Annotated in this window: 14 protein-coding genes; 5 read left to right on the top strand and 9 right to left on the bottom strand. The window is 72.4% G+C overall.

What is annotated here, in order from left to right; all coding sequences use genetic code 11:
• Positions 1-2: 2 nt before the first annotated feature.
• The 4 genes from ABD691_RS05305 to ABD691_RS05290 form a co-directional block, all read right to left on the bottom strand.
• Positions 3-1,235, bottom strand: a complete 1,233-nt coding sequence (locus ABD691_RS05305; RefSeq protein WP_344678268.1) for a cysteine desulfurase family protein — start codon at positions 1,233-1,235, stop codon at positions 3-5.
• 65 nt (positions 1,236-1,300) lie between these two features.
• The gene (locus tag ABD691_RS05300; RefSeq protein WP_344678267.1) at positions 1,301-2,668 is read right to left on the bottom strand and encodes an MFS transporter; all 1,368 of its coding nucleotides are present in this window, start codon (positions 2,666-2,668) and stop codon (positions 1,301-1,303) included.
• A gap of 72 nt (positions 2,669-2,740) precedes the next feature.
• Positions 2,741-3,568, bottom strand: a complete 828-nt coding sequence (locus ABD691_RS05295; protein ID WP_344678266.1) for a lysophospholipid acyltransferase family protein — start codon at positions 3,566-3,568, stop codon at positions 2,741-2,743.
• The gene (locus tag ABD691_RS05290; RefSeq protein ID WP_344678265.1) at positions 3,565-4,347 is read right to left on the bottom strand and encodes a GNAT family N-acetyltransferase; all 783 of its coding nucleotides are present in this window, start codon (positions 4,345-4,347) and stop codon (positions 3,565-3,567) included. Before ABD691_RS05290 ends, ABD691_RS05295 begins: the two co-directional genes overlap by 4 nt.
• A 150-nt stretch (positions 4,348-4,497) precedes the next feature.
• Here ABD691_RS05290 and ABD691_RS05285 point away from each other — a divergent pair, with 150 nt between their 5' ends.
• Positions 4,498-5,133 carry a LysE family translocator gene (locus ABD691_RS05285; protein WP_344678264.1) on the top strand — a complete coding sequence of 212 codons (636 nt, stop codon included), beginning with the start codon at positions 4,498-4,500 and terminating at the stop codon, positions 5,131-5,133.
• A gap of 49 nt (positions 5,134-5,182) precedes the next feature.
• On the opposite strand, the gene ABD691_RS05280 is transcribed toward ABD691_RS05285, so the two are convergent.
• Genes ABD691_RS05280 through ABD691_RS05270 form a run of 3 tightly spaced genes read right to left on the bottom strand, consistent with a single transcriptional unit; the run spans position 5,183 to position 8,204 of the window.
• A complete protein-coding gene (locus ABD691_RS05280; RefSeq protein ID WP_344678263.1) occupies positions 5,183-6,097 on the bottom strand; it encodes a patatin-like phospholipase family protein in 915 nt (304 codons plus the stop codon).
• Between the two features lie 53 nt (positions 6,098-6,150).
• Complete coding sequence (locus tag ABD691_RS05275; protein ID WP_344678262.1) at positions 6,151-7,026, bottom strand: phosphotransferase family protein; 876 nt, start codon at positions 7,024-7,026, stop codon at positions 6,151-6,153.
• The gene (locus ABD691_RS05270; protein WP_344678261.1) at positions 7,023-8,204 is read right to left on the bottom strand and encodes a nucleotide disphospho-sugar-binding domain-containing protein; all 1,182 of its coding nucleotides are present in this window, start codon (positions 8,202-8,204) and stop codon (positions 7,023-7,025) included. The genes ABD691_RS05275 and ABD691_RS05270 overlap by 4 nt, the downstream gene beginning before the upstream one ends.
• A gap of 49 nt (positions 8,205-8,253) precedes the next feature.
• Between ABD691_RS05270 and rnhA the strand changes: the two genes are divergently transcribed.
• On the top strand, positions 8,254-8,706 hold the full coding sequence (gene rnhA / locus ABD691_RS05265; protein WP_344678260.1) for a ribonuclease HI: 453 nt from the start codon (positions 8,254-8,256) through the stop codon (positions 8,704-8,706).
• A gap of 40 nt (positions 8,707-8,746) precedes the next feature.
• Here rnhA and ABD691_RS05260 read toward each other — a convergent pair whose 3' ends face one another.
• On the bottom strand, positions 8,747-9,706 hold the full coding sequence (locus ABD691_RS05260) for an electron transfer flavoprotein subunit alpha/FixB family protein (RefSeq protein WP_344678259.1): 960 nt from the start codon (positions 9,704-9,706) through the stop codon (positions 8,747-8,749).
• A 30-nt stretch (positions 9,707-9,736) separates the two neighbouring features.
• Positions 9,737-10,519: an electron transfer flavoprotein subunit beta/FixA family protein gene (locus ABD691_RS05255; RefSeq protein WP_344678258.1), complete on the bottom strand. Its 783-nt coding sequence runs from the start codon at positions 10,517-10,519 to the stop codon at positions 9,737-9,739.
• Between the two features lie 255 nt (positions 10,520-10,774).
• Here ABD691_RS05255 and ABD691_RS05250 point away from each other — a divergent pair, with 255 nt between their 5' ends.
• The 3 genes from ABD691_RS05250 (at position 10,775) to ABD691_RS05240 (ending at position 14,423) form a co-directional block, all read left to right on the top strand.
• Positions 10,775-11,620 (top strand): DegV family protein, encoded by an 846-nt coding sequence (locus tag ABD691_RS05250; RefSeq protein ID WP_344678257.1) that lies wholly within the window; start codon positions 10,775-10,777, stop codon positions 11,618-11,620.
• Positions 11,617-13,098: a 1,4-alpha-glucan branching protein domain-containing protein gene (locus ABD691_RS05245; RefSeq protein WP_344678256.1), complete on the top strand. Its 1,482-nt coding sequence runs from the start codon at positions 11,617-11,619 to the stop codon at positions 13,096-13,098. Before ABD691_RS05250 ends, ABD691_RS05245 begins: the two co-directional genes overlap by 4 nt.
• Before the next feature lie 77 nt (positions 13,099-13,175).
• Positions 13,176-14,423 (top strand): glycosyltransferase family 4 protein, encoded by a 1,248-nt coding sequence (locus ABD691_RS05240; RefSeq protein WP_344678255.1) that lies wholly within the window; start codon positions 13,176-13,178, stop codon positions 14,421-14,423.
• Positions 14,424-14,471 lie beyond the last annotated feature (48 nt).

Here is a 14,471-nt window from a genome sequence, read left to right as displayed (position 1 = left end):
CCTCACACCTCCGTCGGCGCGGCCGACCGCACCGAAGTCCGGCGCAACCCGGCCATCCCGGCGTTGCGCGCCCGGTCCACCACCGGGCCGATCGCGGCGGTCAGCGCCGCGACGTCGGCCGCGGTGGAGTTGTGCCCGAGGGAGAACCGCAGCGAGCCGCGCGCGGTCTCCGGTTCCGCCCCCATCGCCAGCAGCACGTGGCTCGGTTCGGCCACGCCCGCGGTGCAGGCGGAGCCGGTCGAGCACTCGATCCCCTTGGCGTCCAGCAGCATCAGCAGGCTGTCGCCCTCGCAGCCGGGGAACGCGAAGTGCGCGTTGCCCGGCAGCCGCGACGGCCCGCCCGCGACGACGCCGGTGCCCGGGTCGCCGTTGAGCACCGCGTCCGGCACCACCGAGAGCACCCCGGCGACCAGCTCGTCGCGCAGCGCCGCGAGCTGCGGCGCGTGGGTGGCGCGGGCGTCGACGGCTTCGCGCACCGCGCGGGCGAAGCCCAGCACGCCGGGCACGTCGAGCGTTCCGGAGCGCACCTCGCGCTCCTGCCCGCCGCCGTGCAGCAGCGGCGTGCACCCGACATCGCGGGAAAGCACCAGCGCGCCGACGCCGTAGGGGCCGCCGACCTTGTGCCCGGTCATCGTCAGCGCCGACACCCCGGACTCGGCGAACGACACCGGCAGCGTCTCGATCGCCTGCACCGCGTCGGTGTGCATCGGCACCCCGTGGCTCCCGGCGATCGCGGCGAGCTCGGCGATCGGGTTGACCGTGCCGACCTCGTTGTTCGCCCACATCACCGTGACCAGGGCGTTCTCGTCCGGCGTGGCCGCCAGGGCGGCCTCCAGCACCTCCGGCCGCACCCGGCCGACCGCGTCGGTCTCCAGCCACGTGACGTCCGCGCCGTCGTGCTCGACCAGCCATTCGACGGCGTCGAGCACCGCGTGGTGCTCGACCGTCGAGGCCAGGATGCGGCGCCGCGCCGGGTCGGCCGCGCGGCGGGCCCAGTAGATGCCCTTCACCGCGAGGTTGTCGCTTTCGGTGCCGCCCGCGGTGAACAGGACTTCGGACGGCCGGGCGCCGAGGGCGGCGGCGATGTCCTCGCGGGACTCCTCGACCGCGCGCCGCGCCTGCCGTCCCGAGGTGTGCAGGGAGGAGGCGTTGCCCAGCCGGGCCAACGCCTCGCTCATCACCGCGACCGCCCCCGGACGCATCGGGGTGGTGGCGGCGTGGTCAAGGTAAGTCATCGCCGTTCCAGGGTAATGCAGGCAGACCGGTGATCAGCCTGTGGTCCGGAAGCGGAACGCGCAGGTCAGGCCGTTTGTTCCCGGCCGGAGCGCAGGACCAGCAGCGCACCGAGCCCGGCGAGGGCCGCCAGCAGCAGGTCGAGCGGGACCACGCCCGCCGCGGGAGCGCTGGTCGAGGCCAGCGCGGTCACCACGACACCGCCGAGCCCGACCATGGTGGCCTGGCCCAGCATGTCCGAGATCTGCAGCGCTGAGGAGTTGAACCCGCGCTCCTGCTCCGGCGACAGCGCCAGCACCCGCACCGACGTGCTCGCGGTCCCGATGCCCATGCCGGTCCCCGCGACGAACCACAGCACGAAGACCAGCCAGTGCGGCCCCCACGCCGGCGCGATCAGCGACAGCCCGCACACGCCGGTGCCGACCAGCGCGAGCCCGGCGGCCACGATCGGCTCCCTGCGCCGCTCCCGCTGCCTGCTCTGCCACAGCGCGCCGACCGTCCAGCCCAGCGAGCCGACGGTCAGCGGCACCCCGGCCATCGACGGCGTGTAGTGGTGCACGACCGACAGCACCAGCGGGACGAACGCCTGCGCGGTGAAGAACGCGCCCGCGGCCAGCCCGCGCGCGAACACCATCGCCGGAATTCCCGGCCGGACCAGCAGAGTTCCCGGAGGCACCAGCAACCGGACCGAGATCACGAGCACCACGAGGGCTGCTGCTCCCAGGAACAGCGAGTACAGCGACGGGTTCTGCGCGGACCAGGTCAGCGCCACCACGCCCGCGGAGGCGCCGACCGCGGCCAGTGGAAGGCCGGGCCGGCCTGGCGCCGCGGCTCCCTCCCGCCGGGCTCCGTGCCGCCGGACGGTCGGCACCAGCAGTGCCGCCCCGAGCACCACCAGCGGGGCCAGGCCGAGGAAAACCCAGCGCCAGCTCAGGTATTCGGTGAGGAACCCGGCGACCGCGGGCCCGATCAGCGACGGGACCACCCACGCCGACGACAGCGCGCCGAAGGCCGCCGGCCGGTCCTGCTCCGGGTAGACGCGGGCGATCATCACGTACAGGGCGACGATCTGCGCGCCACCGCCGAGCCCCTGGAAGACCCGCGCGACCAGCAGCGTCGGCATGTCCGGCGCGACCCCGGCGATCACCAGCCCCAGCGCGAACGACGGCAGGCCCAGCAGCAACAGCAGTCCCGGGCCGCGCCGGTCGGCCAGCTGCCCGGCCAGCACGGTGGCGATCGCGCTCGCGGCCATGAACACCGTGAACGGCCACGAGTAGTAGTCCTCGCCCCGGAGTTCGGCGACGATCGTCGGCAACGCGGTGCCGAGCCCCATCGCCTCGAACGCGGCGAGGGTGACGACCAGGATCATTCCGACGGTGAAGTTCCGCCGCTGCGGCGCCCAAAGGGCGCTGGGGGCTCTCGTCTCGGTGCTCACTCCCGCGAGCCTGCTACCTGAACCCAGGTGGAAGTCCAGTGGTTTTCCGCTCCCGCCCCGAACGGCGGAAGCTCAGGCCGCCAGGGCGTGCCGCTGCGGCGAGGCCCCCGCGGTCGCGGAGGCGACCGCCGCCTGCGCCCGCCGGGCGAGGACCCGCCGGTCGGCGATCGCCGCGGAGTCCAGCTCCGGCAGCAGCGACAGCTCGACCACCAGCCCGCGCAGCCGCGCCACGGCCAGCACGGACTCGAAAAGCGTTGCCTCGCCGACGAAAGCCGCGGCGGTGGTCGCCTCGCCGTCCTCGGTGCGGAACCGCAGCGCGATCGGCCGCACCGGCGCACCGGCGTCGATCGCGGCCTGGAACACCGCGGGCCGGTAGCGCCCGGACTCCGACCCGCACCAGGTGGTGCCCTCCGGGAACGCGCCGACCACGGCGTCCTCCCGCAGCGCGGCGGCGATGGTGCCGACCGCGGCGGGCAGACCGGCCAGCCGGTCGCGGTCGATGTAGAGGGTGCCCGCCCGGCCTGCCAGCGCGCCGATCAGCGGCCAGGACTTCACCTCGGTCTTGGCGAGCAGCCGCATCGGGCACACCGCCTGCATGGCCACCACGTCCAGCCACGACACGTGGTTGCTGACCACGAGCCCGCCGCCGGTCCGCGGGGTGCCGTGCACGACCAGCCGGACGCCGAAGGCGCGCAGCAGCGCCCGGAACCACTTGCGGATCATCCGCTGCCCGGCCCGGCCGGGGACCACCGAGATCACCGCCGCGAGCCCGATCCCGGCGACCAGCACGCACGACGCCGAACCGAGCCGGAGCGCGACGCGCGAGGGCGCGACCCGCTCCGGCCGCGGCGGCAGGCAGTCCGGACCGCACGGCGACCACGGCATCCAGGGGTGGGTCATGCCGCTGCGCCCAGGAAGAAGCGCAGGTAGCGCTGGTCGACGCAGTTGAGGTCGAGCAGGACGAAGAAGTCGGCCACCCCGAAGTCGGGGTCGTGCGCGGGCCTGCCGCACACCCAGGCGCCCAGCCGGAGGTAGCCCTTCAGCAGCGGCGGCAGCGGTCCGCGCGCGGTGCGCTTGACCGGCTCGGGGTTCCACGGCTGGTAGGGGCGCACCCGGTACTCCTCGGGCGCGTAGTGCTTGGTCGACACGGTGTCCCACACCCGCGCGGCCATCGGGCCGCCGTCCTCCAGCGACACCGACGCGCAGCCTGCCAGCCAGGAGTGCCCGTACAGCAGCATGTACCGGGCGATGCCGGCCCACACCAGGCTGACCACGGCGCCGCTGCGGTGGTCCCGGTGGACGCAGGAGCGGCCGGTCTCCACCAGCGCCGGGCGCAGCGAGGTCAGGGCGGACAGGTCGAACTCGGTCTCGGAGTAGAGCTTGCCCGCGGCCTTGGCCCGCTCGGGCGGGAGCATCCGGTAGGTGCCGACGATCTCGCCGGTGCGGTCGTCGCGGACGATGAGGTGATCGCAGTAGTCGTCGAACGCGTCGCTGTCGACGCCGGGACGATCACCGGTGACGGTGGCGCCCATCTCCTCGGCGAACACCTGGTAGCGCAGGCGCTGCGCGGCGCGCACTTCGTCGGTGTCCCTGGCCACGAGCAGGGAGTAGTGGGCGACATCGCTGGACTCCGACGTCCCCGTGGGCGCGGTGCTGACAAGCAGCTGCGACTCGGACATGCTGCCTTGTGTATCCCCGTGCGGCGAACGTCCAGAAGGCCGGAGGGTGACACGAAGCAGGAACTTTCGGTTAATGCCAGGTGTTTCGCGGAATTCCGGTGCGCGCGGCGGGGTTGTCCGAGCGGAGCAGCCGCAACGGGGAGGCGTTGGATGGACATCGCACTGCTGGTCGCGTTCGCCGGGGCCGTGACGGTCATCAGCATCGTTCCGGGGCCGGACATGCTGTTCATCATGGCCAACGGCATGGCGTCGGGTGCCCGAGCCGGGCTCGTCGCGGCGGTGGGGATGTCGACCGGCATCGCGGTGCACACGCTGGCCGCGGCGCTCGGGCTGAGCGCCCTGCTCCAGGCCGCCCCGGTCACGCTGGAGGTCGTCCGGATCTTCGGAATCCTGTTCCTGATCTACCTGGCGATCGACGCGCTCCGCGCACCGAGCCCGGCGACCGCCCGGCGGGCACCGGTCCGCTCGCTGCGCCGGGTCTTCGGGATGGCGGTGCTGACCAACCTGGCGAACCCGAAGGTCATCCTGTTCTTCCTGGCGTTCTTCCCGCAGTTCGTCGACCACGGCGCGGCCCTGCCGGTCCCGCTGCAGTTCCTGGTGCTGGGCGCGGTGTTCATCGCCATCGGCCTCACCGTGGACGGAGTCGCGGGCTTCGCCTCGGGACGCCTGTCGGACGCGCTGATCAGCCGCCGCCGCGTGCGCCGCTGGCTGGACCGCCTCTCGGCCGCGGTGTACGCGGGACTGGCGGTGCGGCTGGCCGTGGACGACCCCGCCGCTTCGCGGTAGGCGCGGACCGGAAGGTCAGGCTCCTCGCAGCGGACGGCGCGGGCAGTCGTCAGAGGAACGTCACGCGGGGCGCTTCCTGCTTGCCTTGGGCGAAACCGGCGCGGGCGGCGGGGATGCGGGTTGCCGGATCCATCTGGTTCGTGCCCATCGCGGCCAGGGAACCGGCGTCCGGGGTGATCACCTCGACGCGGCTTCCCCGCTCGCGCAGGGCCTCGACCTGGCTTGCCAGGTCCGTGCCCCATTCCGGTTCCCTGCGCAGACCCTCGAACTGACCTTCCGGCAGCGTGCCGCTCCGCCCGCCGAACGGCGAGAGCACCACGACGTTCGCATAGCCGGAGGCGAGGTCGGCGTTCTCGGCGGAGCGCACGCCGCCGTTGATGTAGTGAGTGCCGTTGATGCTGTGTGTGGGAGCCCCACCGGGCAGCGCGGTGCTCGCGGTGACCGCGTCCACCAGGTCGACGCCGGAATCGCGGTCGAACGCGGCCAACTCGCCGGTATGCGCGTTGACGGCCACCACGATCATCGGCCGGTCCGGCCATTCAGCGCGGGGCAACCTGGCAGCGACCACTGCGCGCCGCTGTCGCGCCGCCTCAGGTCCGAGCACGGAGTCGCTCTCCAACCCGAACGCGCCCATGGCACGTCGCAGATCGGCTGCCGAGGTGGCGGCGGCGCCGATGGCCCGCATCCGCTCGAACACCTCGGCCATCGACAGGGACGGCGGCCGTTCCGGGGGCCGTCCGACCGGTTGAGCAGGCTCGGACAGCACCGAGGCCAGCAGTCCGGCCGCTGGTACACCGCTGCGCACGTACGCCGCCGTGGTGGAACCGGACGAGGTGCCGATCACCAGATCGGCGGCCTCTGTCAGATCGGGACCAGGTTCGGCCAGACCGGCGATGACACCGATCTGCCACGCCTGTCCGGCAGCCCCACCACCACCGAGGACCAGTGCAACGTTGTGAACCATCCGCCCACGATTTCAGCCCTTGGACACTCCAGGCCACCGAAATACCAAGAGCACTAGCCCTCCAGCAGTGCCCCGAGGTGCCCACCGCGCCCCTCGGCGAGCGCGGTCAACAACCGATGCGGCTCGGGCTCGGAAGGATCCCGCTCGCAAAGCCAAAGCTCCAACATCACCGAGTACCCCAGAAGCACATCAACCCCACCGGAAAGCGCGGACCGCGCGATGTCCAACGCCGCTCGCCGCGCACGCGATTCCCCGGTGCAGAACTTGAGAAGCTCGTTCAGGTCGACCTCGACAGGCGCGACAACGCCGAACTCGAAGTCGAAGATCGACACCACCCGCCCGTCGTCCCAAAGCACGTTGCACATGCCCAGATCGCCGTGGTTGAGCACCCGCGGCGCGCCGGGCAACGCCGCCCAGAACCGGTCCATCACCGCACCCAGCTCGCGCTGCTGCCGCTCGGTGAGCAGCCCGGCCGCGCCGAGCCGCACCAACGCGGCCTTCACTTCGCCTGCGGACTCGGAGAAGAACGGCGACCGCGCCCGCGCGTGCGGCGCGACGGCAGCGATGTCGAGCCGGTGGACGTGCTCCGCCCTCGCCCACACCTGCTCGACGGCGGACGCGCGCTGCCGGTCGTCCAGCTCCGGCCAGACGTCTTCGAGGTTCCGCGCGGGAATCCGGCGGCTGAGGACCCACTCGTGGCCGTCGAGCACCCCGGCGTCGACGACCTCCGGGTAGCCGACCTCCGGCGGGAACAGCGCCGCGAGCGCCGCCTCCCGGACGAGGTCCGCCTGCCCCGGCTGCCGCGCCACCCGGACGACGAGGTCACCGCAGAACCAGGTCTCGTTGGTCCACCCGTCGGCCCGCGCCGCCGCGGCGAAGTCCAGGCCGCGCCCGGACAGCACCTGTTCGGCAACCCGGGCCGCGGTCACAACGCGGCCTCCACCCGGGCGACGACGGCCGAAGGGCTCGGCTGGGTCGCCATCTCCGCGGCGACATCCCGTGCCGCGGAAGTGAAAGCCGGCTCGTCGAGCAGCCTGCGCACCGACTCCCTGACCATCGCTACATCCACAGTGGACGGATCGTGCGAGAGTCCCACGCCCCGGTCCACCACCCGCTGCGCCGACATCGGGTTGTCCGCGAATGCGGGCAGCACCAGCTGCGGAACGCCGTAGTGCAACGGCGCGGCGGTCGTGCCGGAACCACCGTGGTGCACGATCAGCGAGCAGCTCGGCAGGAACGACGACAGCGGCAGGAACCCGGCCGAACGCACGTTCTCCGGCAGCTCTCCCAGATCGCTCAGGTCCGTCTTCCCCGCCGCGAGCACGACCTCGACGTCCATCCCGCCCAGCGCCTCGACCACCACCGACAGGCTGCTGGTGCCCGCGACGATCGGCACGACCGTCCCGAGCGTCACGCAGACCCTCGGCCGCTCCGGCTTGCGCAGCGCCCATTCCGGCACCACCGAGCCGCCGTTGAACGGCACGTACCGCATCGACCACCACGGAACCCCGTCCCTGGAGTCCGGCTCGTCGTCCTTGAGACCGCCCATGCTCGGCGCGCGGGGGTCGATGCGGGCGACGATCTCGGGATTGCCCTCCGGGATGCCGAGCTTGTCCTGCAGCGCGGTCTCGATCCCGCCGTCGAAGGTGTTGTGGCTCTCCAGGAACTCCGCGTCCCGCAGCGACCAGGACACGCGGTTGCCGACCTCCAGCGCGGGAACCCCGAGCGCACGGGCCGCAAGCCGTCCCGCCGCGTGGTCCGAGGTGTGGACGACCAGGTCCGCGCCGAAGTCCCGGCCCGCGCGGATCGTCCCCTCCGTCATGGTCAGGGTGAACAGCCCGAACGGATTGCCCGCCCCGGCGGCCCTGCGGTACTCCTCGGACAGCTCTTCCTCGTCGCCGCCGACGACCCCGCGCATCAGGTCCTGCCAGACGTCGCGGTCCGGGAACACGTCGTAGACCGGCAGCCCGGCGCGGGCGCCCGCCTCGTTCATCTCCGACGAGGTGGCGAGCAGGATCTCGTGACCGGCGGCGCGCGCGGCCCAGAGCAGCGGCACGACCGGAAGCATCAGCCCGTAACCCGGGGCTGCGGTGAACAGGATTCGCACCGCGCCAGCCTCGCAGAACCGCCGGAAGCGACGCAGTAGATTTTCCGGCATGCAGCAGACTCCGGTCGACCTCTTCACCGACGGCGCGTGCAGCGGCAACCCCGGCCCCGGCGGCTGGGGCGCGGTGCTGCGCTACGGAGCGCACGAGCGGGAGCTGCACGGCAGCGATCCGGCCACGACCAACAACAAGATGGAGCTGACCGCGGTCATCGAGGGTCTTGCCGCGCTGACCCGCCCGGTCCCGCTGGTGCGCATCCACACGGACAGCACCTACGTGCTCAACGGCATCACGAAGTGGATGCACGGCTGGAAGCGCAACGGCTGGGTGACCTCGGCCAAGCAGCCGGTGAAGAACGCCGAGCTGTGGCAGCGGCTCGACGAGGAGTGCCGCAGGCACGGCCAGATCGAGTGGGAGTGGGTCAAGGGCCACGCCGGGCACCCGGAGAACGAGCGCGCCGACAAGCTCGCCTGCAAGGGCAGGGACGAAGCGAAGAAGCCGTGAGCCTCCTTCCGGAGACCCACGGCTTCTTCGTCGAGTTCGGTCAGCCCTTGCGCTTGCTGATCTCCTCGGTCAGCTGGGGTGCGACCTGGAAGAGGTCGCCCACCACGCCGTAGTCGGCGATCTCGAAGATCGGGGCCTCGGGGTCCTTGTTGACCGCCACGATCGTCTTCGAGGTCTGCATACCCGCCCGGTGCTGGATCGCACCCGAGATGCCCAGGGCGATGTAGAGCTGCGGCGACACGGTCTTACCGGTCTGACCGACCTGGAACTGGTGCGGGTAGTAGCCCGAGTCGACCGCCGCACGCGAGGCACCCACCGCAGCACCCAGGCTGTCGGCCAGCTTCTCGACGACCTCGAACGACTCCGCCGAGCCGACACCACGGCCACCGGAGACGACCACGGACGCCTCGGTCAGCTCCGGACGGTCGCCACCGACGACCGGCTCCCGGCCGGTGATCTTCGCGCTCTTGGCCGCGTCCTGAGCCGGAACCTCCACCGCCTGCTCGACAGCAGCGCCCTCGGCCTGCTCGGCCTCGACCGCACCCGGCAGCACCGTGATCACCGGCGTACCGGCCACGACCTTGGCCTTGGCGTCGTAGGTGCCACCGAACAGCGAGTGGCTGCCCACACCCTCGGCGTCCAGATCCACAACCTCCGACAGCAGACCCGAGCCGGTCCGCACCGCGAGCCGCCCGGCGATCTCCTTGCCGTCCACCGACGCCGGTACCAGCACCGCCGCCGGCGAGGTCGAACCCACCAGCGACGCGAGCACGTCCACGGCGGGGGTGACCAGAACCTGGGTGGCCTCGGCCGACTCGGCGGCGTAGACCTTGGCCGCACCGTAGGACTTCAGCGCGTCGGTGAGCTTGGCGGCCGTGCCCGGCTCGCCGACGACCACCGCCGACGGCTCGCCCAGCCGGCGCGCCGCGGTCAACAGCTCGAACGTGACCTTCTTGACCTCGCCGTCCACGTGATCGACGAGGACCAACACCTCAGACATGACTTGAATCTCCTCGCGAAACCAGTGGACTCAGACCAGCTTCTGACCGGCCAGGAACTCGACGATCTTCGTGCCGCCGTCGCCTTCGTCGGTCACCCGCTGACCGGCCTGCTTCGGCGGCTTCGGCGCGGACTCGGTGACCTGCGAACCGGCGTTGGCCAGACCGACCTCGGCGGCGTCGATCCCGGCATCGGCCAGGGTGAGCACCTGCACGGGCTTCTTCTTGGCGGCCATGATGCCCTTGAACGACGGGTACCGCGGCTCGTTGATCTTCTCGGTCACCGACACCACGGCGGGCAGGTTCGCCTCGACGTGCACGATCCCCGCGTCGGTCTCGCGCTCCACCTTGATCGTCGAGCCGTCGGTTTCCACCTTGCGCGCATACGTCAGCTGCGGCAGGCCCAGCACCTCGGCCACCATCGCAGGCACCGCACCCGAGCGACCGTCCGTCGCCTCGTTGCCCGCGATCACCAGGTCGACCGAGTCGATCGTGCCGATCACCTTGGCCAGCGCCCGCGCCGTGGCCGGGGCGTCCGAACCGTGCAGCGCCTCGTCGGACAGGTGGATCGCCTTGTCCGCACCCATCGACAGCGCCTTGCGAATCGCATCCGTGGCGCGGTCCGGGCCCATGGCCACGACCGTCACCTCGCCGCCCTGGGCCTCCTTGACCAGCAAGGCTTCCTCGACGGCACGCTCATTGATCTCATCCAGCACAGCGTCCGCCGACTCGCGGTCGAGAGTGTGGTCCGAGTCGGTGAGCTTGCGCTCGGACCACGTGTCGGGCACCTGCTTGACCAGGACGACGATGTTCATGGGTCCTCTTCGACCTCCTGCGGACTGACGGCTCGTGTGTTCCCAAAATGTTCCGGTTCCGGCGATTGCACCGGATGGTTGACCTTGCCACGTCGTCGTGCCGATAGCACAGTGACTCCAACCACCCACGATGTTACCGGTCGGTAGCCCAAGTGCAACCAGGGCATGCGCGTGACAGTACTCACTGCCACCGATCCCGGAACCGGAACCGACGCACCGGTCCACATGGGAAATACGGGTGAGTAGCCTGACCGCATGAGCCAACGCGTCGCCATCGTGACGGACTCGACCGCCTCGATCCCGCTCGACGTCGCCGACCGGCTGGGCATCGCGATCGTCCAGCTGGAGCTCAAGGTCGGCGAGGAGTACAACGACGAGCGCCGGGTACCGCATCCCCAAGTGGCGCAGGCGATGCGCGACGGCGTACCGGTCGCGACCGCGGAACCGCCGGCGCCCGCCTTCTTCTGGAACTACATGGACGCCGCCGCCTCCGGCGCGGAGGCGATCATCTCCATCCACATCTCCGAGGGCCTGTCCCGGACCTGCGCCTCGGCCCGCAAGGCCGCCGAGGAGATCGGAATCCCGGTCTACGTGGTCGATTCCCGCCTGGTCGGGCTCGGCCTCGGCTACCCGGTGATGGCCGCCGCCGAGGCCGCCAGGGCGGGCGCGACCGTGCAGGGCGTGATGGGCGTGCTCGACCGCCGCCTGCGCACCACGACCCAGCTGCTCTACGTCGACACCCTCGAATACCTCCAGCGCGGGGGCCGGATCGGGCGCGCGCAGGCGTGGCTCGGGCAGACGCTGTCGATCAAACCGGTGCTGGAGCTGCGGGACGGCGTGATCGACCAGAACAGCAAGGCGATCGGCGCCGACCGCGCGCTGAAGAAGGCGGTCGGCTACGCGGTCAAGCGCGCGGGCGGCGGACCGGTCGACGTCGGCGTCGAGCACTTCCAGTTCGCCGACCGCGCGGGCCGGGTCCTGGAGCAGCTGCGCGGCGAGCTCCCGCAGGCGCGGCGGGTCACGCTGGAGGAGACCAGCGCGATCCTGGGCGCCCACGCCGGGCCGGGTGCGCTCGGCGTGACCGTCTCCCCCGCCACGTGAACGAGCCGGTCGGCAGCTTCGCGCTGGTGCTGCACAGCCACCTGCCCTGGCTGGCCGGGCACGGCCGGTGGCCGGTCGGCGAGGAGTGGCTGTACCAGGCGTGGGCCGGCTCGTACCTGCCGCTGGTGCGGGTGCTGGAACGACTGGCCGACGAGGGGCGTCGCGACGTGCTCACCCTCGGCCTCACCCCGGTTCTCGCCGCACAGCTGGACGATCCGCGCTGCCTGCGCGGGTTCCACCACTGGCTCGGCAACTGGCGGCTGCGCGCCGAGCAGGCCGCCGCGCGCTGGCGCGGAAGCGACCTGTCGACCGCGGAGTTCCGCGCCGCGGCACGCGGTCTCGACGACTTCGAGCAGCGCTGGCTGCACGGCGGTTCGCCGGTCCTGCGCCCGCTGATCGACTCCGGCGTGGTCGAGCTGATCGGCGGCCCCGCGACCCACCCGTTCCAGCCGCTGCTCGACCCGAGGTTGCGCGCCTTCGCGCTGGAGGTCGGGCTGTCCGACGCGAAGCTGCGGTTCGGCACCCGCCCCGAAGGCATCTGGGCGCCGGAGTGCGCGTACGGGCCGGGCGTGGCCGACACCTACGCGGCGACCGGCGTGCGCCGGTTCCTGGTCGACGGAAGCGCGCTCGACGACGTCTCGACGGCGCACCCCGTCGGCGAGGCCGTCTGCTTCGGGCGCGACGTCACGATCAGCGACCGGGTCTGGTCCGACCACGGCTACCCCTCGCACCCCGCGTACCGGGACTTCCACACCTTCGACCACGCGGTGGGGCTGAAACCGTCCCGGATCACCGGCAAGGACGTCGCGCCCGAGGACAAGCAGCCCTACCTGGCCGAGCCCGCGATGGCCGCTGTCGACGAGCACGTCGAGGACTTCGTCGCGGCCGTGCGGCGGCGGCTCGACGGGCACCGCGGCCGCGACGGCCGTCCCGGCCTGGTCGTGGCGGCCTTCGACACCGAACTGTTCGGGCACTGGTGGTTCGAGGGTCCGGTGTGGCTGGAGCGGGTGCTGCGCGCGCTGCCCGAGGCCGGGATCCGGGTGACGACGCTGCGCGGCGCGCTCGACGCCGGGCACCTCGGCGACCCGGTCGAGCTGCCGGTCACCTCCTGGGGCGTCGGCGGCGACTGGCGGGTGTGGTCGGGCGAGGCGGTCGCCGACATCGCCGCCGCCAACGAACGGCTCCAGGAGCGGGTGCTGCGGCTGGGCCCGCCCGCGGGACCGGGGCGGGACCGGACCCGCGACCAACTGCTGCGCGAGACGCTGCTGGCGCTGGCCAGCGACTGGGCTTTCATGATCAGCCACGACGCCGGCGCCGGGTACGCGCGGGACCGCGCGCACGAGCACGGCTCGCGCGCGCACCGCATGCTGGACCTGCTGGAGTCGGGCCGTTCGGCCGAGGCCGAGGAGCTGGCGGCCGGGCTCCGGGAGCGCGACGCCGCCTTCGGACACCTCGACGCGCGCCTGCTGAACCGCTGACCAGCACGAGCCCGTCCCCCGTCGAAAACGTACCGGGCGGTAACCTCGACCGGAGCCGTTGGAAGGATTCGCCTCCTATGCGCGTGTTGATGCTGTCCTGGGAATACCCGCCGGTGGTGGTCGGCGGGCTCGGCCGCCACGTCCACGCGCTGGCCCGCACGCTGGCCGGGCAGGGCCACGAGGTGGTCGTGCTGTGCCGCCAGCCCGCCGGAACCGATCCGGAGACGCACCCGGCCAGCGACACCGTCGTCGACGGCGTCCGGCTGGTCCGCGTCGCCGAGGACCCGCCGCACCTGACCTTCGAGCGCGACCTGGTCGCCTGGACGCTGGCGATGGGCCACGCCATGGCCCGCGCCGGGCACCGGCTGCTGCGCGACTGGCGCCCCGACGTCGTGCACGCCCACGACTGGCTGGTCACCCACCCCGCGATCGCGCTGGCCGAAGCCGCCGAGGTGCCGCTGGTGGCGACCATCCACGCGACCGAGGCGGGCAGGCACAGCGGCTGGCTCTCGCACACCCACAGCCAGCAGATCCACTCGGTGGAATGGTGGCTGGCCAACCGGGCGGACGCGCTGATCACCTGCTCGGCCGCGATGCGCGCCGAAGCGGCCGAGCTCTTCGAGGTCGAACCGGAGTCGATCACCGTGCTGCACAACGGGATCGAGGCGGACACCTGGCAGGCGCGGGCCACCGGCGCCGCCGCTCGCGGCAGCGGCGGCGCACCGCTGCTGCTGTACTTCGGCAGGCTGGAGTGGGAGAAGGGCGTCCAGGACCTGCTGGCCGCGCTGCCGCGCATCCGCGAGCGCCACCCCGGCACGACGGTGGCCATCGCGGGCTGCGGCACCCACCAGGACTGGCTGGTCGAGCAGGCCGCCGAGCACGGCGTGTCCGACGTGGCCCGCTTCGTCGGCCACCTGCCCGACCCGGAGCTGCAATCGTTGCTGTCGACCGCCGACGCCGTGGTGCTGCCCAGCAGGTACGAGCCGTTCGGCATCGTCGCGCTGGAAGCCGCGGCGGCGGGCGCTCCGCTGGTCGCCTCCACCGCGGGCGGCCTCGGCGAGATCGTCCACGATGGACGGACCGGTCTCGCCTTCGCGCCAGGGGACGTCGAAGGGCTCGCCGACGCCGTCGACGCGGTGCTGCGCGACCCGCGGGCGGCGGCGCAGCGCGCCGAAGCCGCACGGGCGCGCCTGGGCAGTGACTTCAACTGGGAGCGCATCGCTTCCGACACCGCTGCCGTCTACGCCGCTGCGGAGTGCGGCGAGCACCCGCCGCTGGCGCGGCCGAAGATCGCCACCGGCAACGTCCTCGGCCGGGGCGAGTAGGCACCCGCAGACCCGCTTTCCCTTGCCCCGCAACGGCTTTCCGCCGCC

Source organism: Saccharopolyspora taberi (assembly GCF_039534165.1).
Lineage (GTDB): Bacteria > Actinomycetota > Actinomycetes > Mycobacteriales > Pseudonocardiaceae > Saccharopolyspora_D > Saccharopolyspora_D taberi.
Note: the sequence above shows the minus strand (reverse complement) of the source record. Positions and strands in the feature narration are given on the sequence as shown.

Coding starts and splice junctions, on each gene's coding strand:
- ABD691_RS05305 (WP_344678268.1), bottom strand. CDS start 1,235: ATGACTTACCTTGACCACGCCGCCACCACCCCGATGCGTCCGGGGGCG.
- ABD691_RS05295 (WP_344678266.1), bottom strand. CDS start 3,568: ATGACCCACCCCTGGATGCCGTGGTCGCCGTGCGGTCCGGACTGCCTG.
- ABD691_RS05290 (WP_344678265.1), bottom strand. CDS start 4,347: ATGTCCGAGTCGCAGCTGCTTGTCAGCACCGCGCCCACGGGGACGTCG.
- ABD691_RS05285 (WP_344678264.1), top strand. CDS start 4,498: ATGGACATCGCACTGCTGGTCGCGTTCGCCGGGGCCGTGACGGTCATC.
- ABD691_RS05280 (WP_344678263.1), bottom strand. CDS start 6,097: ATGGTTCACAACGTTGCACTGGTCCTCGGTGGTGGTGGGGCTGCCGGA.
- rnhA (WP_344678260.1), top strand. CDS start 8,254: ATGCAGCAGACTCCGGTCGACCTCTTCACCGACGGCGCGTGCAGCGGC.
- ABD691_RS05260 (WP_344678259.1), bottom strand. CDS start 9,706: ATGTCTGAGGTGTTGGTCCTCGTCGATCACGTGGACGGCGAGGTCAAG.
- ABD691_RS05255 (WP_344678258.1), bottom strand. CDS start 10,519: ATGAACATCGTCGTCCTGGTCAAGCAGGTGCCCGACACGTGGTCCGAG.
- ABD691_RS05250 (WP_344678257.1), top strand. CDS start 10,775: ATGAGCCAACGCGTCGCCATCGTGACGGACTCGACCGCCTCGATCCCG.
- ABD691_RS05240 (WP_344678255.1), top strand. CDS start 13,176: ATGCGCGTGTTGATGCTGTCCTGGGAATACCCGCCGGTGGTGGTCGGC.